This is a genomic window from Vibrio porteresiae DSM 19223 (assembly GCF_024347055.1).
Lineage (GTDB): Bacteria > Pseudomonadota > Gammaproteobacteria > Enterobacterales > Vibrionaceae > Vibrio > Vibrio porteresiae.
This window is the reverse complement of the sequence record NZ_AP024895.1, coordinates 845,449-864,754: the sequence shown is the minus strand read 5'-3', so window position 1 is coordinate 864,754 and position 19,306 is coordinate 845,449. Positions and strand designations below refer to the sequence as shown.

General features: G+C 45.2%; 18 protein-coding genes and 7 tRNA genes. 16 read left to right on the top strand and 9 right to left on the bottom strand.

Annotation, left to right across the window (positions count from 1 at the left end; translation table 11 throughout):
• The first annotated feature begins 357 nt into the window (after positions 1-357).
• Genes bepA through wrbA form a run of 3 tightly spaced genes read left to right on the top strand, consistent with a single transcriptional unit; the run spans position 358 to position 2,784 of the window.
• Entirely contained in the window at positions 358-1,827 is a 1,470-nt protein-coding gene (bepA, locus tag OCV11_RS04105; RefSeq protein WP_261895154.1) for a beta-barrel assembly-enhancing protease, read from the top strand.
• 19 nt (positions 1,828-1,846) lie between these two features.
• Entirely contained in the window at positions 1,847-2,197 is a 351-nt protein-coding gene (gene arsC, locus OCV11_RS04100) for an arsenate reductase (glutaredoxin) (RefSeq protein WP_261895153.1), read from the top strand.
• On the top strand, positions 2,194-2,784 hold the full coding sequence (wrbA, locus tag OCV11_RS04095; protein WP_261895152.1) for an NAD(P)H:quinone oxidoreductase: 591 nt from the start codon (positions 2,194-2,196) through the stop codon (positions 2,782-2,784). The genes arsC and wrbA overlap by 4 nt, the downstream gene beginning before the upstream one ends.
• A gap of 97 nt (positions 2,785-2,881) precedes the next feature.
• Here wrbA and OCV11_RS04090 read toward each other — a convergent pair whose 3' ends face one another.
• Complete coding sequence (locus OCV11_RS04090) at positions 2,882-4,120, bottom strand: DUF2066 domain-containing protein (protein WP_261895151.1); 1,239 nt, start codon at positions 4,118-4,120, stop codon at positions 2,882-2,884.
• Between the two features lie 307 nt (positions 4,121-4,427).
• Between OCV11_RS04090 and OCV11_RS04085 the strand changes: the two genes are divergently transcribed.
• Positions 4,428-5,669, top strand: a complete 1,242-nt coding sequence (locus tag OCV11_RS04085) for a uracil-xanthine permease family protein (protein WP_261895150.1) — start codon at positions 4,428-4,430, stop codon at positions 5,667-5,669.
• Positions 5,670-5,734: 65 nt separating this feature from the next.
• Here the strand turns inward: OCV11_RS04085 and ybaK are convergent, their stop codons facing one another.
• The 8 genes from ybaK to hemA form a co-directional block, all read right to left on the bottom strand.
• Positions 5,735-6,211, bottom strand: coding sequence for a Cys-tRNA(Pro) deacylase (gene ybaK, locus OCV11_RS04080; RefSeq protein ID WP_261895149.1), 477 nt, complete (start codon positions 6,209-6,211; stop codon positions 5,735-5,737).
• 131 nt (positions 6,212-6,342) lie between these two features.
• The gene (gene ushA / locus OCV11_RS04075; RefSeq protein ID WP_261895148.1) at positions 6,343-8,007 is read right to left on the bottom strand and encodes a bifunctional UDP-sugar hydrolase/5'-nucleotidase UshA; all 1,665 of its coding nucleotides are present in this window, start codon (positions 8,005-8,007) and stop codon (positions 6,343-6,345) included.
• A 248-nt stretch (positions 8,008-8,255) separates the two neighbouring features.
• On the bottom strand, positions 8,256-9,107 hold the full coding sequence (gene kdsA, locus OCV11_RS04070) for a 3-deoxy-8-phosphooctulonate synthase (RefSeq protein ID WP_261895147.1): 852 nt from the start codon (positions 9,105-9,107) through the stop codon (positions 8,256-8,258).
• A 20-nt stretch (positions 9,108-9,127) separates the two neighbouring features.
• A complete protein-coding gene (locus OCV11_RS04065; RefSeq protein WP_261895146.1) occupies positions 9,128-9,943 on the bottom strand; it encodes a SirB1 family protein in 816 nt (271 codons plus the stop codon).
• A 15-nt stretch (positions 9,944-9,958) separates the two neighbouring features.
• On the bottom strand, positions 9,959-10,342 hold the full coding sequence (locus OCV11_RS04060) for a SirB2 family protein (RefSeq protein WP_261895145.1): 384 nt from the start codon (positions 10,340-10,342) through the stop codon (positions 9,959-9,961).
• An 11-nt stretch (positions 10,343-10,353) separates the two neighbouring features.
• Positions 10,354-11,199, bottom strand: a complete 846-nt coding sequence (gene prmC, locus OCV11_RS04055) for a peptide chain release factor N(5)-glutamine methyltransferase (RefSeq protein WP_261895143.1) — start codon at positions 11,197-11,199, stop codon at positions 10,354-10,356.
• Between the two features lie 3 nt (positions 11,200-11,202).
• A complete protein-coding gene (gene prfA / locus OCV11_RS04050; RefSeq protein WP_261895142.1) occupies positions 11,203-12,291 on the bottom strand; it encodes a peptide chain release factor 1 in 1,089 nt (362 codons plus the stop codon).
• 26 nt (positions 12,292-12,317) lie between these two features.
• The gene (gene hemA / locus OCV11_RS04045) at positions 12,318-13,580 is read right to left on the bottom strand and encodes a glutamyl-tRNA reductase (RefSeq protein WP_261895141.1); all 1,263 of its coding nucleotides are present in this window, start codon (positions 13,578-13,580) and stop codon (positions 12,318-12,320) included.
• A gap of 313 nt (positions 13,581-13,893) precedes the next feature.
• Here hemA and lolB point away from each other — a divergent pair, with 313 nt between their 5' ends.
• From lolB to OCV11_RS03985, 12 genes are all read left to right on the top strand, one after another.
• Positions 13,894-14,517 carry a lipoprotein insertase outer membrane protein LolB gene (gene lolB, locus OCV11_RS04040; RefSeq protein WP_261895140.1) on the top strand — a complete coding sequence of 208 codons (624 nt, stop codon included), beginning with the start codon at positions 13,894-13,896 and terminating at the stop codon, positions 14,515-14,517.
• Complete coding sequence (ispE, locus tag OCV11_RS04035; RefSeq protein WP_261895139.1) at positions 14,514-15,386, top strand: 4-(cytidine 5'-diphospho)-2-C-methyl-D-erythritol kinase; 873 nt, start codon at positions 14,514-14,516, stop codon at positions 15,384-15,386. Before lolB ends, ispE begins: the two co-directional genes overlap by 4 nt.
• Before the next feature lie 29 nt (positions 15,387-15,415).
• On the top strand, positions 15,416-16,363 hold the full coding sequence (locus OCV11_RS04030) for a ribose-phosphate pyrophosphokinase (RefSeq protein WP_261895138.1): 948 nt from the start codon (positions 15,416-15,418) through the stop codon (positions 16,361-16,363).
• Between the two features lie 143 nt (positions 16,364-16,506).
• Complete coding sequence (gene pth, locus OCV11_RS04025) at positions 16,507-17,097, top strand: aminoacyl-tRNA hydrolase (RefSeq protein WP_261895137.1); 591 nt, start codon at positions 16,507-16,509, stop codon at positions 17,095-17,097.
• Between the two features lie 10 nt (positions 17,098-17,107).
• Positions 17,108-18,199, top strand: coding sequence for a redox-regulated ATPase YchF (gene ychF / locus OCV11_RS04020; protein WP_261895135.1), 1,092 nt, complete (start codon positions 17,108-17,110; stop codon positions 18,197-18,199).
• A 279-nt stretch (positions 18,200-18,478) separates the two neighbouring features.
• Positions 18,479-18,555 (top strand) — tRNA-Met (locus OCV11_RS04015).
• Between the two features lie 38 nt (positions 18,556-18,593).
• Positions 18,594-18,678 (top strand) — tRNA-Leu (locus OCV11_RS04010).
• 28 nt (positions 18,679-18,706) lie between these two features.
• Positions 18,707-18,781: transfer RNA gene (locus OCV11_RS04005), tRNA-Gln, on the top strand.
• Positions 18,782-18,861: 80 nt separating this feature from the next.
• Positions 18,862-18,938: transfer RNA gene (locus OCV11_RS04000), tRNA-Met, on the top strand.
• A 39-nt stretch (positions 18,939-18,977) separates the two neighbouring features.
• Positions 18,978-19,062: transfer RNA gene (locus OCV11_RS03995), tRNA-Leu, on the top strand.
• Between the two features lie 29 nt (positions 19,063-19,091).
• Positions 19,092-19,166: transfer RNA gene (locus OCV11_RS03990), tRNA-Gln, on the top strand.
• A 49-nt stretch (positions 19,167-19,215) separates the two neighbouring features.
• Positions 19,216-19,300, top strand: a tRNA-Leu gene (locus OCV11_RS03985).
• Positions 19,301-19,306 lie beyond the last annotated feature (6 nt).

The following is a 19,306-nucleotide window of genomic DNA, read 5'->3' as shown; positions in this document are numbered from 1 at the left end:
CATTACGATAGGAAATTAGGGGAGGACATCCTTAAGATAAGCGCCATTATTACCACTATCCTAGACGAATATCTTCATAAAACGGGTCAATAAAAAGACAAGAATGTAACAAAGCGTAAGTTCTATCGTGCGCCTTGACTGACGAAGTCATCAGAATCGAACTATTCCTGTTTTATCAGTTCCATTCTGATGGCGAATCCTTAATATAGGAACCACATTGTATAGGCTTTTCCTTTAGGTGCCACTGTTTATCACTCAACTCATTGGAACACCGGTGGACAAAGCCACTAATCAAAAGAAACCTTTTAGACAAAGAAATGTCTTATTTTCAGTTGGTTCAGGAGTCTCACTCGTCACATGTTTGCTAAACGTACCCGTTCTCTACTTTGTCTATGTATCGCAGCATCGCTATCTATGACGGCGCCTCAAATGAGTCTGGCTCAAGGTAATGATTTACCAGATATTGGCACCGTAGCAGGCGCCACGCTCTCTATCGACCAAGAGCTGCTCTATGGTGACGCTTATATGCGTATGATTCGAGCAAACCAACCTGTCATTAATGATCCGGTGCTAAGCGAATACGTTGATACTTTAGGTCATCGTTTGGTCGCCCATGCGGATAACGTAAAAACCCCTTTCCACTTTTTCTTAATTAATGATCACGCGATCAACGCGTTTGCTTTTTTTGGCGGCTATGTCGCGCTGCACTCAGGATTGTTTTTTGATACTCAGTCTGAAAGTGAGCTTGCGTCAGTGATGGCGCACGAAATATCTCACGTGACGCAGCGCCACTTAGCGCGCAGCATGGAAGAACAAGCCAAACGTTCTCCAGCAACACTGGCCGCTTTAGCCGGTGCCCTTTTATTAGCCATTGCCGCACCTGAAGCTGGAATTGCAGCCATTACCGCAACGACAGCGGGTAGCATTCAAGGACAGATCAACTACACCCGCTCTAATGAACGAGAAGCCGACCGTTTTGGCATGCAAACATTAGCCAAATCAGGGTTTGATGTCATGGCGATGCCACGCTTTTTTTCTCGCTTAGCCGCTGAGTATCGCTACTCCAGCAAGCCGCCACAAATGCTGTTAACTCACCCGCTACCAGAAGCACGTATCACCGATACTCGCGAACGAGCCCAGCAATATCCTCAAGAGCATCCTGCGGCGTCATTACGCTTCTTTTTGGCACGCAGTCGTGTCATGGCCCGTTATTCCGGCTTGAGTGAAGATGACGCCCTTGATTGGTTTAACCGCACAGCCAAAAAATCACCGAGTGCCATGGAACCTGCGTTTGAATATGGCAAAGCCCTCGTCTACTTGGATAATGAGAAACTTCCTCAAGCCAAAGAAATATTGTCTAAACTGGTAAAAACCGATCCGGACAATAACTTTTACTTAGATGCTATGTCGGACCTTTATCTCGCGCTAAATCAAGCACATGATGCACAGTTGATGCTAGAAAGAACGCTGAAAGAGAATCCGAATAATGCGGTATTGGCCATTAACTACGGCAACGTGTTAGTGAAAGAGGAAAAGTTTCAAGACGCGATCCGAGTATTACAGCGTTATACTCATGATAATCCTAATGATCCTAACGGTTGGGATCTCTTGGCAGAAGCCAATAGTCGCGCCGGAAACAGTGAAGAGGATTTGGCGGCAAGGGCAGAAATTTTGGCACTTAAAGCTCAATGGAATAAGGCGATTCAATACTATACTCAAGCGAGTCAGCTCGCTAAGCTTGGCAGCTTAGAGCAGGCACGATACGACGCGCGAATCGATCAGTTGATCCTACAGCGTGAACGCTTTATGGCTCTGCAGAATAAATAAGAAGCAATAGGGAAAAACTATGTCAGTCGTTATCTACCATAATCCAAGATGTTCAAAAAGCCGGGAGACGCTGGTTTTACTCGAAACCAATAACGTCAAACCTCAAGTTATTCAATACCTAGAGACCCCTCCGAGTATTGAACAGCTCAAAACGTTGTACGCTCAACTCGGATTTACCAACGTTAGGAAGATGATGCGCACCAAAGAAGAACTGTATAAAGATCTGAATTTGGCGGATCCAGCTTTGACCGACGACCAATTATTTGCCGCTATGGCTGAAAACCCAAAACTCATTGAACGACCTATTGTTGTATCTGATGGTCAAGCACGCCTTGGCCGTCCACCGGAACAAGTATTAGAGATTTTATGACCACCACGATTGTTGTGCTTTACTACAGTCGACATGGCAGCACCCTTTCTATCGCAAGACAAATCGCTCGGGGAGTGGAATCTATCCCCGAGTGCGAAGCTGTGCTGCGTACTGTAGAAGATTTATCGTTGGGATCACGCCAATATGAAGATCCCATTATTACCTTAGATGAACTCAAACAGTGTGATGGACTCGCCCTTGGCAGCCCTGTGTGGTTTGGCAATATGGCTGCCGCCCTCAAGCACTTTTGGGACCAAACCACAACCTTATGGATTAACGGTGACCTCATCGATAAGCCAGCGTGTGTATTTACCTCTTCGTCGACAATGCATGGCGGCCAAGAAACAACGCAGAACTCGATGATGCTGCCACTGCTTCACCATGGCATGATGGTACTGGGTATTCCTTATTCCGAACCCAAATTGCACACCACTGAACGCGGTGGCACTCCTTACGGTGCAAGTCATGTGGGCTTACGTAAAGCGGGGATGAAATCCGGCCTTAGCGATGATGAGATTACATTAGCTCAGCAGCTAGGAAAACGCATCGCAACCGTTGCCAAGAAACTCAAAGCCCAATCAGCCTAAATGTGGCGACTTCTAGGTTACAACTAGGTATTCAACCGATAAAAAAAGAAGAGCTAGGCTCTTCTTTTTGTTTATTCGCTTAAGGGTAAATAACGCTTTAGTTCAACCACTTAAAGTAAAGCATCTGTGGTGCGCTATCCGTTTTAGTCATAGTAGAACTGTCTTGCCCATCGACCATCACATTGGTGTCAGCAGTAGGTATCGCCGCACTGGCGGTAGTGCTGAGCGGGTTATCTAGCAAAGCATCTTGCATCGTAGCACTTGCCACTGGGGACGTTATCGCTGGCGCGATTGATGTACTAGTTTCACTTGCCGTATTGGCTTTCATATCACTCATTGGCACACCCATCATATCCACTTCTTCCAGTTGCTTAGTGCGCATCACTTCCTGTTCAAAATCCGTTGGTGTCGCCAACAAATGGACTTTGTATTCCACTTGATCGCCTTGAATACTCAATACATCAAGGGCTGCAACGGAGCTCAGGGCAGATAACGTTTTCTCTAAGGTGAAGAAATCTTGTGCATTTTTCAAACCAGAGAAATCGGCCAACACATATTGTGAAGACTGGCTAGCAATTAAGACGGCGTTTTTCTGGGCGTAGTATTGGCTCACCGCATCAATCAATTGCTGCATGGCCTCATCGCCAGACGCGTCGCCATTAATTGGCTCTTTGGTCGAGTTGGCCATCTGCTGCGCATTTTGGTCATACAGGGTCCAACGAAGGCTGTCGCCTTGAGCTCTAATGACTAACACACCATCGGTTGGGTAACGCAGACTGGCTTGCGCGATGGGGCCGGTAAATCCACCCCAAAGATCCGAAGTTTGGATACCTGTAATGTCATCAAAGTCGCCAACAGGGATGGTGATAGGCAGACCGCGCAATTGCGCCTCTGCTTGCAAACTTTGTAATAGTGGCGCGTCAGAATGTTCCCAAATAACCGAACGGTCGAAGTTGTTATCTTCGACTAACCATACCAGCAAATTGGCACGATATTCTGGCCAAAATGGCAGTTGGGCTTGAGTGAGCAGTGAACGAATGTGCGGCGCACTAAAACCTAACTTCACGGTCTGTTGGCCATTTTTCTGGCTGCTACTGATTTGAGTGAGGTATTGGCTATTTTGATGTAATGCCTTTTGAATCACATCATTATCAAGTGACGCAGAATTACCGGTCGCACGAACAATAACCTGTTCCATACCGCGTAGACGGGCATCATCATCGGAATCTTGTTGCTGAGAATCTAAAACGACTTCGGTCTGATAAAGATCCACTTTAGTGAGCGCTGAAGCAGGGATAGAAATCAATCCCATTAACAACAAAGCTAAGTAACGCATAAGTTTTTTATTATTCCCTATAAGTGAAGCTTGATGATAAGCAACTATCTCAGCCCGAGCAAGGGATGGGCATCAGGATAACGTCAATTTTGCTATTCAATAACGGCTTTTTGCCTTTATTTACTCAATCTATTTTCACCTACCTCCGGTTACCTACTTAGGAAGGCAAAATCTCTATCTCCTCCCCCTTATTCAGGATAATTTTTGTTTATTAGCAAAAATGAGTATTTTCCTACTTGAGCTTCTGGCAATCGATTACAAAAGTGTTAGAATCCCCCGAATTTTTTATAGCATCAGGGAATCTACGATGAAAAACGCCATTTTGGGCGCGCAAATGCTCTTTGTCGCATTTGGTGCGCTGGTTCTTGTCCCTCTTCTTACGGGGCTTGATCCTAACGTCGCTCTTTTCGGTGCAGGTGTCGGCACCCTTCTTTTCCAACTTATTACCCGTCGCTCTGTTCCTATCTTCCTCGCTTCTTCCTTCGCTTTTATCGCTCCTATCATGTATGGCACCAAAGCTTTTGGTATCGCTGCTACCATGGGTGGTCTCGTCGTTGCCGGCTTCGTGTATGTGGTCCTAGGCGCGATTATTAAAGTGAAAGGCGTAGGCTTTATTCACAGACTCCTACCACCAGTGGTTGTCGGTCCGGTAATTATGGTGATCGGCCTTGGTTTGGCACCATCAGCGGTACACATGGCAATGGGGAAAACCGGTGACGGCGGTACACAGCTGATCGACGGCAATATCGCGATTTGGATTTCTCTGGCTTCACTATTAACCACCATCATCATCAACGTATTTGCCAAAGGGTTCTTTAGATTAGTTCCTATCTGTGGTGGTATTTTGGTTGGCTATGCACTGTCGCTCTACTTTGGTGTTGTGGATTTTACCCCGGTCAAAAACGCAGCATGGTTTGCGATTCCAAACTTCACCTACCCAGAGTTCAACATCAACGCAATTCTGTTCATGATTCCTGTGGCAATTGCACCAGCAGTGGAACACGTTGGTGACATCATTGCTATCTCGAACGTGACTGGCAAAGATTACCTGAAAAAACCAGGCTTACACCGCACTATCACTGGTGACGGGGTTGCAACCATGGTGGCAACGTTCCTTGGTGCTCCACCCAATACAACCTATAGTGAAGTCACTGGTGCAGTAACACTGACTCGTGCATTTAACCCAGTAATCATGACTTGGGCGGCCATCACTTCTATCGTTCTTGCATTGGTAGGTAAATTGGGCGCATTGCTACAAACCATTCCAGTACCTGTAATGGGCGGCATCATGATGTTGCTGTTCGGTTCTATCGCGACTGTTGGTTTGAACTCTTTGATCAAACACAACGTTGACCTACACAAATCACGTAACTTGGTGATTGTGGCGGTAACCCTTGTGTTTGGTATTGGCGGCATGGCATTTGGTATTGGCGACTTTAGCCTTCAAGGCGTCAGCCTATGTGGTATCGTGGCCATTCTATTGAACCTACTCCTACCAAAAGACTTAGGTGAAAATCACATCGTCGACAAAGCCGATGTGAATGAGTAATTATTGATTATTCAATAGCAAAAAGGCCTCATAGCGAGGCCTTTTTTACATTTAATATCAAACAGTTAATCAATACACAGATTGACAAACTGCGCGCGAGAAAGAGCAGCCAAATCTTTAGGGGCTAATTCAATTTCCAAACCGCGCTTACCTGCACTCACGCACATGGTCGGCAAGTTAAGGGCACTTTCGTGAATAAAGGTTGGCAATGCTTTTTTCTGACCTAATGGGCTGATCCCACCCACCACATAACCAGTGATTTTCTGGGCGATGTCTGGATTGGCCATATCGGCTTTTTTTGCCTTTGCCGCTTTTGCTGCCAATTTCAAGTTCAAACGATGATCGACTGGAATAACCGCAACCGCGAGATTTTTCTCTTCACCGTTGAGACAAAACAACAAGGTTTTAAATACGGTAGAAGGGTCTTGTCCTAGCAGTTCTGCAGCTTCTTCACCATAGCTGGCGGCGCTAGGATCATGATCGTATGAGTGAATGGTGTGAGGGATTTTTTTCTTTTTTGCTAAATTGATGGCAGGGGTCATGGTTGCTCATTTCCTTATACTCATCAGGATAAGTGACATAACCTATAGTGATTCGTAGAGTCTCAATAAAAACAGGCAGCTGCTATTGCAACTGCCCGTTAGTTAAAGCAATTTACTCAGAAGAGTCAACCTTAAAGTTTGTAGACAATCTCACCTTTAGGGGCAAATTGATTCACATCGAGAGGGCTGTTTTCTTCTAAGAATTGTTTCAGCACTTCGGCATCAACAAAACCTGTGGTGACAAAGCCAGCTCGGTCGGTGATCTTAGGATAACCATCGCCACCAGCCGCGTTAAAGCTTGGTACGGTAAAGCGATAAGTCTTATTCATATCCAAAGCTTTACCACCAACCTTAACGTTCGACACTGACGTTTTACCTACGGTCATGCTAATCCCAGCAAATTGTGGATAAGCACCGGAGTCAACTGGCTTAGTAGCAACCGTATCTAAGTACTCTTTAACCTCTTTACCTGTCATATCGATATAGGTAATGATGTTGCCAAACGGTTGTACTTTAAGCACATCTTTATAAGTGACGTCACCTTTACCAATCGAATCACGCACACCACCTGAGTTCATAATGGCAAAATCGGCTTTCGCGCGTTGCATATGAGCAGTGGCAATCAGACGACCTAAGTTGGTCTGATGGAAACGCACCACATCACGGTCTCCTTCCAACTTGTCGTTAATCTTGGCGATTTTCACGTTAAGCTGCGCTTGGCCTTTGTCTTGATATGGGCGCAAGAAATCCAGCATCGCTTTGTCTTCTGCAATTTGGTGCGTTGCATACACTTTCTCTGATTGACCATTCACCATGACTTTTTTCTTCATGTTCACTGGAATCAGGTTGTAGCTCACCATACGCAACTCACCATTGCGAAATTCGTAATCAGCGCGACCTACATATTTGCCCCATTCATGAGCCTGTACAATGTAAGTGCCGTTTTGGTAATCCGGTTTACACGCATCGCCTGGTTGGAAGTTTTTCTTCATCACGTTAGGACCTTCCATACAGACAGGATCCTGTGAGTGACCACCGACGATCATATCGAGATCACCTTTAGGTAAGTAACGAGCTAGCGACACATCACCCGGCGCGTTAATACCATATTGGGCGTTTTGGTAGTGACCCATATGAGTCACAGCGAAGATCAAATCAGGATGTTCGGTCTCTTTCAGCTCATCAATCACCTTCTTCGCTTCCACTTTTGGATCGCGGAAATCGAAGTTACTGATGTATTCTGGGTTACCGATTTTAGCGGTATCTTCGGTGGTTAAACCGATAACGGCAATTTTCACCCCTTGCTCATCAAAGATTTGGTATGGCTGGAAGAGGCGTTTACCGGTTTTTTTGTCATAGATGTTGGCAGATAACAGCGGGAAATGGGCCCAGTTTTTCTGCTTCAACAACACTTTCAGTGGGTTATCAAATTCATGGTTACCGATTGCCATGGCATCGTAACCAATTTTATTCATCCCTTTAAAATCAGGCTCTGCATCTTGTAAATCAGACTCTGGCACGCCAGTGTTAATGTCACCGCCTGAGAACAGTAAAACACTACCACCTTCTTTTGCTACATCTTGACGGATTTGGTCAACTAACGTTTTACGTGCAGCCATCCCATATTCACCGGCTTGGTTTTGCCAAAAACGACCATGGTGATCGTTGGTGTGTAGAATCGTCAGTTTATAGGTTTTGTCTTGCTGCCATTCGTGCGTTGGCTGACTGGCACATCCTACCAGAACAGTCATGATGGCGGCGCTTAATGCTGTTTTTAAAATCACACCGTGTTTCATTGTCATACCTTTGAACGTTTTAATATCCACTGCTGTAAAGGCGTTAATGCAGGGAAGGTTCCCAGAAAGAAACATGGTCAAGTACTTCCCTGTACTACGCATAACGATTAGGTTACAAAGTTATGCATTCAAGGTCACGTTATAAATCAAATGAATGATGTTTTTATTCCAACGCTTATCAAGCAATCTTGTTGATTTGACATAAAAAAACCACCTTGCGGTGGTTTTTAAATTCTTTAACAGAGTGCTTAGCGAATATCGATTTCAGCGAAGCTTTTCACCAAGTCATCCAGCGCTTTCATTTGCACTAAGAATGGCTCTAGTTTATCTAGAGGTAGCGCTGATGGGCCATCACAACGAGCTTGATCTGGATTTGGGTGCGCTTCAATAAATAGACCAGCAATACCAGTCGCAAGGCCAGCTTTCGCCAATTCAACCGTTTGTTGACGACGACCACCTGATGCAGCACCTGATGGATCGCGCATTTGCAGTGAGTGAGTCACATCAAAAATGATTGGGCTACCGTTAGACGCTTTTTTCATTACGCCAAAACCAAGCATATCAACAACCAAGTTATCGTAACCATGGCATGCACCACGTTCACATAGAATGATTTTATCGTTGCCACACTCAGCAAATTTTTCAACGATGTTGCCAACTTGGCCAGGGCTCATAAACTGAGGTTTTTTCACGTTGATAACTGCGCCTGTTTTTGCCATTGCTTCAACAAGGTCAGTTTGACGAGCAAGGAAAGCAGGAAGTTGGATCACGTCTACGACATCAGCCACTGGTTGCGCTTGCGCTTCGTTATGTACGTCAGTGATGATTTTCACACCGAAAGTATCTTTCAGCTCTTGGAAAATCTTCATGCCTTCTTCTAGGCCCGGACCACGATAAGAGTGAACAGAACTGCGGTTGGCTTTATCAAACGATGCTTTAAATACATAAGGGATGCCGAGTTTGTCGGTCACTTTCACGTAGTGTTCACAGATTTGCATCGCAAGATCACGTGATTCCAATACGTTCATACCAGCAAACAGAGTAAACGGCTTGTCGTTAGCAACAGGAATATCGCCTACATGAACAATTTTTTGTTCCATTTTTTTCTCTCTTGTAATGGTTAGTGCACTGTCACATGGGAGTGACTTAAGGCACTGACTTGAGTTTTTAACAATTCTGCTGCGGGATCATCCGGACAATGCTCAATAAAATATTGATAGTCGGAAATAGCCACCTGATGACAGTCTAACTGCTGATAGATAAATCCGCGATCGCGAATTTCATACGGGTCATCAGGAACAAAGGTCAACGCCAAATCGGTACAACGCAGTGCTAATGTATAACGCTCTTCGCGCAATAACGCACTTTTAAGCAACGCTAACCAGCGTCCGATAATGGTTGGATGATCCGCTTCTTGGAGATGTTCTGGCTTTAGCTTGCTTAATGGTCCTTTATGACCAATCAACCATGCCTGCAAGGTATGATGCGAAACGTATTCACCTGAAAATGGGTTGATGTATCTCGGTGCTTCATCCGGCCAATCCACTTGAACCAAAAATTGAGTCGGGAAATTAATGCCTTTTAAAGCAAAACCGAGTTTAGAACCGAAATAAAGCAGTAGTGAGCCCAAACTAACAGGGACTCCTTTACGTCGTTCTAACACCTTATCAATAAAGGCATTATTAGAATCGAAATAAGCTTCACGATCACCTTCAAAACCCCATTCAACATAGAACAGATGCAAGAAAGCTTCTAAACGTTGAGGTTCTGTCAGCCCATCAGCATCAGAAAGACGCTGTTGTGCTTCAGCCAGTAGACGAGCCAATTCTCCATTCGCCCACTCTACTCTGGTATCAGAATTAATGGCTTTGTTTAGTGCAAGAGCACCCTCAACTAGCTCCATTGCGTCAAAGTCATCGTCGGATAAATTTAACATCAAAATACTCTGTATTTAGCCAAAAAACATCGGCAGTTTAGTCACAGCAATTTTCCCTGCCATGGCTAACCAACCTAGCGCTCCAAAAAACGCAAACGTGCGTAACATCTTATTGCGACCCAGCTTAAGAGCAAAAAAGCCCAATGCAATATACGCAATTACACAGGTCAGTTTACTCATCATCCATGGTGCCGCTGGTGACCATGGTACAAAACCTGTGACGTAAATCAGTGCGATACCTGTCAGTAATAACACCGTATCGTTAATATGCGGAAAAATTTTCAGAAACTTGTTCTGCAACTTTGCCGAATCTCTCATCATTAACACGTAGCGAATACTCAAAAGAAAAACACTGATGCCAATGGTAAGTAGATGTAAATTTTTAAGAAAAACGTACATTGCGTTCCTCGCTATAATTGAAACTGCCCTAGTGTGACACGATCTTGCCCAGCGTAATCTTGTTCCGTTGTCACTTGATGATAACCGAGCTGCATCATGATATTGCGTACCGCATCACCTTGATCGTAACCATGCTCAAAGGCTAGCCAGCCCTGATCTGCCAGAAAATGCCGCGCCTCTTGACTGATGTATTTGATATCAGCTAGGCCATTCTCTTCTGCCACCAGCGCCGTCAACGGTTCAAACCGGACATCCCCTTGCGTCAAATGAGGATCATTTTTTTCAATATACGGTGGATTTGACACTATCAAAGCAAACTTCGTACCGCTTTGTAGTGGAGTAAACCAGCTACCTTGCAGAAAAGTGACGTTGGTAATGTTTAATCGCTGTGCATTGCTGATAGCGAGCTGTTGAGCATCGGGCTGTAAATCAATACCGACGATGTCACGATGAGGTAATTCAGATGCGAGTGCCAACGCAATCGCGCCGGTTCCCGTACCTAAATCAAGAATGGAGCCCTGCTCCCCTGCTTTCTCTAACGCCACTTCCACCAAACGTTCGGTGTCCGGACGAGGAATTAACGTTGAAGGGGAAACCTTAAGCGGTAAAGACCAAAATTCACGTTCTCCGACGATATACGCGACTGGCTCACCCTGCTTACGACGCTCAATCAGACGATCAAAAGCCGCGAGTTCATCATCGCTAAGCACTTTATCTGGCCAAGTAAGCAGATAAGAACGAGGCTTATCTAAGGTATGGCAAAGCAGCACCGCGGCATCAATAGACGGCGAATCACTGCCACTTGCCGATAGCTGTGAAATTGCCGCCTTTAAGGCGGCATCTAACGTCACTGACATAAATCAGTTTTGCTCAGCCAATGCCGCCAATTGGTCAGCTTGGTGCTCTTGAATCACTGGTTGGATTAGAGATTGCATATCCCCTTCCATCACTTCACTTAAACGGTAAACGGTTAAGTTGATACGATGGTCAGAAACACGACCTTGTGGGTAGTTATAAGTACGGATACGATCGCTACGATCGCCAGAACCTAGAAGGTTACGACGTGTATCAGAGATAGCCGCTGCACGTTTTGCTTCTTCTGCTTGAGCGATACGCGCTGCCAGTACAGACATCGCTTTCGCTTTGTTTTTGTGCTGTGAACGTTCGTCCTGACATTCCACCACAATACCGGTTGGTAAGTGGGTAATACGAATAGCAGAGTCAGTGGTGTTAACGTGCTGACCACCCGCACCTGATGAGCGGAAAGTATCGATACGTAAATCCCCGGCGCGAATCTCTGGGATTTCCGCTTCTGGAATTTCTGGCATAACAGCAACAGTACAAGCAGAGGTATGTACACGACCTTGCGATTCAGTTTCAGGCACACGTTGTACACGGTGACCGCCTGATTCAAACTTCAAGACACCGTAAGCGCCTTCGCCGTTGACTTTCGCGATCATCTCTTTGTAACCGCCATGTTCCGCTTCACTTGAAGACATCACTTCAATATTCCAGCCTTTTTTCTCAGCAAAACGGCTGTACATACGGAATAAATCGCCAGCAAAAATACCTGCTTCATCACCACCCGCACCAGCACGAATTTCAAGGAAACAGTTACGATCATCGTTAGGATCTTTTGGCAGTAATAGAATTTCTAGTTCAGCCGATAGTTGTTCAATCGATGCATTTGCTGCTGCAACTTCTTCTTCGGCCATTTCACGCATTTCTGCGTCATCTTCATTAGCCATTTCTTGCGCGGCAGCCAAGTCTTCTTGAGCTTGCTTGTAAGCTTGGAAACACTTGGTAATCTCTTCCAGTTGTGAATACTCTTTGGACAGAGCACGGAATTTATCTTGATCGCCAATCACTCCTGGATCACCAAGAAGGTGTTGAACTTCTTCGTAACGTTCAACTAAGGTTTCAAGCTTTACTAAAATCGACGCTTTCATAGATTCTTCTTTAACTCGGATTAACTTTATTGTTGAGGATCATCAAGACCCAAACTTTGTCTGATTACGGCTAGTTTAGCGGGTTCTCCCTGCTCTGCTGCACTTTGTAGAGCACGAGTTGGAGCGTGAATCAGTTTATTGGTCAGTTTTTTACTCAGTTCGATGAGCAATTTCTCTGGATCGCCACCGGATGCCAAAGCTTGCAAACTTTTTTGTAATAGCTCTTCGCGGATATCGTTAGCACTTTGACGATATTCGCGAATACTATCAACCGCTTGCAACGAGCGCATCCACGACATGAAAGAGGCACTCTCTTCACTAACAATCGCTTCTGCTTGTACCGCTTCCACCCTGCGCTGTTCCAGATTGTTATCGACTATCGATTGCAGATCGTCAACGGAATAGAGGTACACATCGCTCAAATCACCGACTTGAGCTTCGATATCGCGCGGCACGGCAATATCAACCAACAACATAGGTTGGTAACGACGCTTTTTCAGCGCAGTTTCGACCATGCCTTTACCAATGATCGGTAATGGGCTGGCGGTTGAACTGATCACGATGTCCGCATCGGCTAAGTGATCAGGGATTTCATTGAGCGTAATCACTTCTCCACCAAACTGATCCGCTAACTTTTTCGCACGCTCTAATGTGCGGTTAGCAACGATCATGCGTTTACAATTATGCCCAGCTAAATGTGTGGCGACCAATTCAATTGTTTCGCCAGCGCCAACCAATAATACGGTGGCATCGTTGAGTGACTCAAAAATATGCTTCGCCAGCGTACAGGCAGCATAGGCAACTGAAACGGCATGACCACCGATATCCGTTTCGGTGCGAACTCGTTTGGCTACCGAAAACGCTTTTTGAAAAAGCTTTTCGAGCGCAGGATCGACCGCCTGATTTTCTCTAGAGTCTGAATAGGCTTGTTTTACTTGCCCAAGAATTTGTGGCTCGCCCAATACCAAAGAATCTAAACCACAAGAAACGCGCATCAAATGACGAATAGCAGCTTGCTCTTCATGCACATACAGACTGGGTTTAATATCTTCCAACTTCAATTGATGAAATTGCGACAGCCACTCGATTACCTTGTTCTTGCTAGCAGATTTGACATCACAATAGATCTCCGTACGGTTACAAGTAGACAGAATAACGCCACCATTAACGTGGGAGCTGGTTGATAATTGCTGTAGAGCATCTTTCAGTTTTTCTGGACCGAAGGCGACTTTTTCTCGCAATTCAACCGACGCTGTATTGTGGTTAATACCAATAGCAAGCAAAGACATCGATAGAGGATTCTCTGGTAAGAAAATTGATCAGGAGCAGAATTTTACTTGATGCCCAGTTTGAATGAAAGCCTGAAGCCAATTTGTTTTCACGACTTTCTGACATCAATGTTATAGTTTATACCCAAAATAGAACAGAGTCCTGCTCTGTATTGAAGAGGTTTACTGCTGGTCAGTTTCCATCAATAAGTGGTCGTTAACCTAAGCAAATCGGCTTAATAACATGCTTAGAAGCTTAACGGTTTAATCTGAAACCTTAATTTCTTCTGACGGAACACTCAACTTTCCACCTATAACAAAAGAGAAAAAGATAATGAGATTGGCTGCCAAACGTTTTTCACTGCTATTTACCTTGCTGTTTGTTCTAGCTGGGTGTAGCTCTGTATCCAATACCCCGATTGCGAACGTCGATTGGCAAGCGCATCAAGCAAGACTCAATGAAATAGACCAATTCAAACTTGCCGGCAAACTTGGCTATATTTCCCCAGAGCAGCGCCAATCACTCAATTTTCAATGGCAGAAAAGTCCAACCTTATCGGATTTACGCTTGACCAACTTCTTAGGTCAAACCGTGCTACACCTGACGGTGAATGAACAAGGTGCCAAAGTTGAAACCTACGATGACCAAGTTTTTACCGCTAAAGACGCGCAAACTTTGATCGCACAGCTGACTGGATTACTGATTCCCGTCACACCGCTAGAGCATTGGATTCTCGGCCAACCAAGCGATGCTGACGACTACATTTTAAATACCAACAATACCTTAGCTTCGTTGGTAAAAACCATCGGCCCACAACGTTGGTTAGTCACTTATGACGCTTATGATCTGGTTGAACTAACCAATGCCAAACCATTAGCGTTGCCAACCAAACTTAAGCTAACCCAAGCCAACACCAAACTGAATATTGTGATATCTAAATGGACTCTGCCTCAATGATCACCACCGAAACTCATTGGCCCTCACCTGCAAAATTAAACCTGTTTCTCTACATCAATGGCCGTAAAGAGAACGGCTATCATGAGTTACAAACTCTTTTCCAATTTTTGGATTACGGTGACGAGCTCAGCATTCAAGCCAATAACAGCGGTGAAATTACCATCACACCAGCAATTGAAGGTGTGGCATTAGAAGACAATCTGATTTGGAAGGCAGCGCGTTTACTGCAAGAAAAAAGCGGTTGTCGTTTGGGCGCAGCCATCAAACTCACTAAAATTTTGCCGATGGGCGGCGGTATTGGTGGCGGTTCGTCAAATGCCGCAACCACTTTGGTTGCCCTTAATCATCTATGGCAAACCAATTTAAACGATGACGAACTGGCGCAATTGGGTTTATCTCTAGGCGCTGATGTACCCGTTTTCGTGCGTGGCTTTGCCGCTTTTGCTGAAGGTGTTGGTGAACAATTAACCCCTGTTGCCCCAAAAGAGAAGTGGTACTTAGTGATCAGGCCAAATGTTTCGATTGCAACGAAGGATATTTTCACGCATCCCGATTTAACGCGAAACACGCCGAAGCGAGATTTGACAACACTTCTTGACACTTATTACGAAAACGATTGCGAAAAAATTGTCCGTTTACTGTACCCAGAGGTTGATAAGAAACTTTCATGGCTGCTACAATACGCGCCGTCAAGATTGACCGGGACGGGATCTTGCGTTTTTGCCGAGTTTTCCAGTAAGCAAGAAGCAAATGCTGTCCTTGCCGAACTTGTTGATAATGTCTCAGCGTTTGTTGCCCAAGGGCGCAATATTTCCCCGCTTAAAGAGACATTGGCTGTTTACAAAGCAGCCCAGACCCTTTCTATTTAAAAACTGGACGCAACCCTGAGGTTTCCACCGTGCCTGATATGAAGCTATTTGCTGGTAACGCCACACCTGAACTAGCCCAACGTATTGCTGAACGTCTCTACATTTCCCTTGGTGATGCAACTGTTTCCCGTTTCTCCGATGGTGAAGTTGCAGTACAAATTAATGAAAATGTACGCGGTAGCGATGTATTTATCATCCAATCAACCTGCGCACCAACCAATGATAACCTAATGGAATTGGTGGTGATGATTGACGCAATGCGCCGAGCTTCAGCAGGCCGTATTACTGCTGTCATCCCTTACTTTGGTTATGCTCGTCAAGACCGCCGCGTACGTTCTGCCCGTGTGCCAATTACTGCAAAAGTTGTTGCAGACTTCCTTTCTAACGTTGGTGTTGACCGCGTTCTTACCATCGACCTTCATGCTGAACAGATTCAAGGCTTCTTTGATGTTCCAGTAGACAACATTTTCGGTACTCCTGTCCTACTAGAAGATATGAAAGCACGCGATCTAGAAGATCCAGTGGTTGTATCTCCTGACCTAGGCGGTGTTGTACGTGCACGTGCAACGGCTAAAGCCCTTGGCGATGTAGACATTGCGATTGTTGACAAACGTCGTCCTCGCGCGAACGTGTCAGAAGTAATGAACCTTATCGGTGACGTTGAAGGTCGTGATTGCATCATCGTTGACGATATGATCGATACGGGTGGTACTCTTTGTAAAGCAGCAGAAGCGTTAAAAGAACGTGGCGCAAAACGTGTGTTTGCTTACGCGACCCATGCTGTTTTCTCAGGCAATGCAGCGAAAAACATCAAAAACTCTGTACTAGACCAAGTGATCGTCACTGACTCAATCACGCTAAGCAAAGAGATGGCTGCAACAGGCAAAGTTAGTCAATTAACTCTTTCGACTATGCTGGCTGAAGCAATTCGCCGTATCAGCAACGAAGAGTCAATCTCAGCAATGTTCAACCAATAATTATTGGCCCAGATTGCTAAAAAACGCCTTATCTTCGGATAGGGCGTTTTTTTATGCATTGCGCTCAACACCGCACTCTATCGCCCTTGGCACTATTTCTGTGCTATCATACTGCGCTTTTCTGTTTACGAAGGGATAACGCCTTGAGTCAACCAATAAAATTGCTCGTCGGATTAGGTAATCCGGGAGCGGAATATGAGCGAACTCGCCATAATGCTGGCGCTTGGGTCGTGGAAGAATTGGCTCGCATGAACAATGTCATGCTAAAAAATGAGCCTAAATTCTTTGGCTTAACAGCACGCATCATGAAAAATGGTGAAGATCTACGTTTACTGATTCCAACCACCTACATGAATCTATCTGGTAAGGCGATTGCAGCGTTAGCGAAGTTTTACCAGATCGCTCCTGAAGAAATCATGGTCGCCCATGATGAACTGGATCTTCCGCCGGGAGTGGCTAAATTCAAGAAAGGGGGCGGTCATGGTGGCCATAACGGTTTAAAAGACACCATTGCCAAACTGGGTAACAACAAAGAATTTTACCGTCTGCGGATTGGCATTGGTCATCCCGGACATAAAGACAAAGTAGCAGGCTATGTGTTAGGCAAAGCTCCCGCCAATGAGCAGGAGTGTTTAAATGCCGTGGTAGATGAATCCGTTCGCTGCCTCGACATCTTGCTGAAAGATGGTCTAACGAAAGCACAAAACCGCTTACACACGTTCAAAGCTGAATAAGGTTATAGTCATGGGTTTTAAATGTGGCATTGTGGGTTTACCAAACGTAGGTAAATCGACTCTTTTTAATGCACTTACCAAAGCAGGTATCGAAGCGGCTAACTTCCCGTTTTGTACTATTGAGCCAAATACAGGTGTTGTACCTGTTCCAGATTTGCGTCTAGACGCACTATCTGAAATTGTTAATCCAGAGCGTGTTCTGCCAACCACAATGGAATTTGTGGACATCGCAGGCCTAGTTGCTGGTGCATCTAAAGGTGAAGGCCTAGGTAACAAATTCCTAGCTAACATCCGTGAAACTGACGCGATCGGTCACGTTGTTCGCTGTTTCGAGAACGAAAACATCGTTCACGTTGCAGGTAAAGTATCGCCAATTGAAGACATCGAAGTCATCAACTTGGAACTTGCTTTAGCAGACTTAGACAGCTGTGAACGCGCGATTCAACGCCAAGCTAAACGCGCTAAAGGCGGCGACAAAGACGCAAAATTTGAGCTAACTGTACTAGAAAAACTGCTACCAGTACTGACTGAAGGCGGTTCTGCTCGTTCTGTTGAACTTTCTAAAGACGAAGCTGCAGCAGTCGGTTACCTAAACTTCCTAACGCTAAAACCAACCATGTACATCGCTAACGTGAATGAAGATGGTTTTGAAAACAACCCATATCTTGATGCTGTGCGTGCACACGCGGAAAAAGAAAATGCGGTTGTAGTTCCTGTTTGCGCGGCAATTGAAGCTGAAATGGCAGAACTAGAAGATGACGAACGTGACGAATTCCTAGCGGATCTTGGTATCGAAGAACCAGGCCTTAACCGTGTAATTCGTTCTGGTTATGATCTTCTTAACCTACAGACTTACTTCACTGCGGGCGTAAAAGAAGTTCGCGCATGGACTGTTCCTGTTGGAGCCACTGCACCTCAAGCGGCAGGTAAAATCCACACCGACTTTGAACGTGGCTTTATCCGTGCTGAAGTGATCGCCTATGACGACTTCATCCAGTTCCGTGGTGAAACTGGCGCGAAAGAAGCAGGTAAATGGCGTCTAGAAGGGAAAGAATACATCGTAAAAGATGGCGATGTAGTGCATTTCCGCTTCAACGTGTAATTCACACCGATTCTTATTGCTTAAAAGCCAACCATCCGGTTGGCTTTTTTATTTTGCGTCGCTAGAAAGCCCCCCCATTCCAAAGAAAGTAGCAGAATGAATCTGTTGTTTTATTAGCAGTTTTTGATCACAAACACGCCTCTTTGCTTAAAAAAAACCCGAACAGTCATTTTTGCGGAATTTATTCAAAAAAACTGTTGACGCTCCTCGGTCATATCCGCATAATGCGCTCCGTTCTCAGCGACAAGGCAACTTAACGACGAGAACGAAATTAGGAATGGCTACATAGCTCAGCTGGTTAGAGCACATCACTCATAATGATGGGGTCACAGGTTCAAATCCCGTTGTAGCCACCATTTCCTAAGCGCTTTTTTAAGAGCTTTTAGGAAATAATGCGGAAATGGCGAAATTGGTAGACGCACCAGATTTAGGTTCTGGCGCCGCAAGGTGTGAGAGTTCAAGTCTCTCTTTCCGCACCATATTTAGATAGTGATAGCTATCAGCTGTAGGTCTATCGCCAAGCGGTAAGGCAGCGGCTTTTGATGCCGCCATCCCCTGGTTCGAATCCAGGTAGACCTGCCACTTAATTGTTAAATTTCAATATGTAAAAAGTATTGGAACTCAGAGCAAGATTGTAATATAGTGTCTCGCTCTAAAAACATGGCTACGTAGCTCAGCTGGTTAGAGCACATCACTCATAATGATGGGGTCACAGGTTCAAATCCCGTCGTAGCCACCATTTCCTAAGCGCTTTTTTGAGAGCTTTTAGGAAAACAATGCGGAAATGGCGAAATTGGTAGACGCACCAGATTTAGGTTCTGGCGCCGCAAGGTGTGAGAGTTCAAGTCTCTCTTTCCGCACCATAATTTAGATAGTGAAAACTATCTGCTGTAGGTCTATCGCCAAGCGGTAAGGCAGCGGCTTTTGATGCCGCCATTCCCTGGTTCGAATCCAGGTAGACCTGCCACTTACAACGATGATTCGATATCTACTCAGTCGGGTTATCTATGAAATTTGCGGAAATGGCGAAATTGGTAGACGCACCAGATTTAGGTTCTGGCGCCGCAAGGTGTGAGAGTTCAAGTCTCTCTTTCCGCACCATGATTT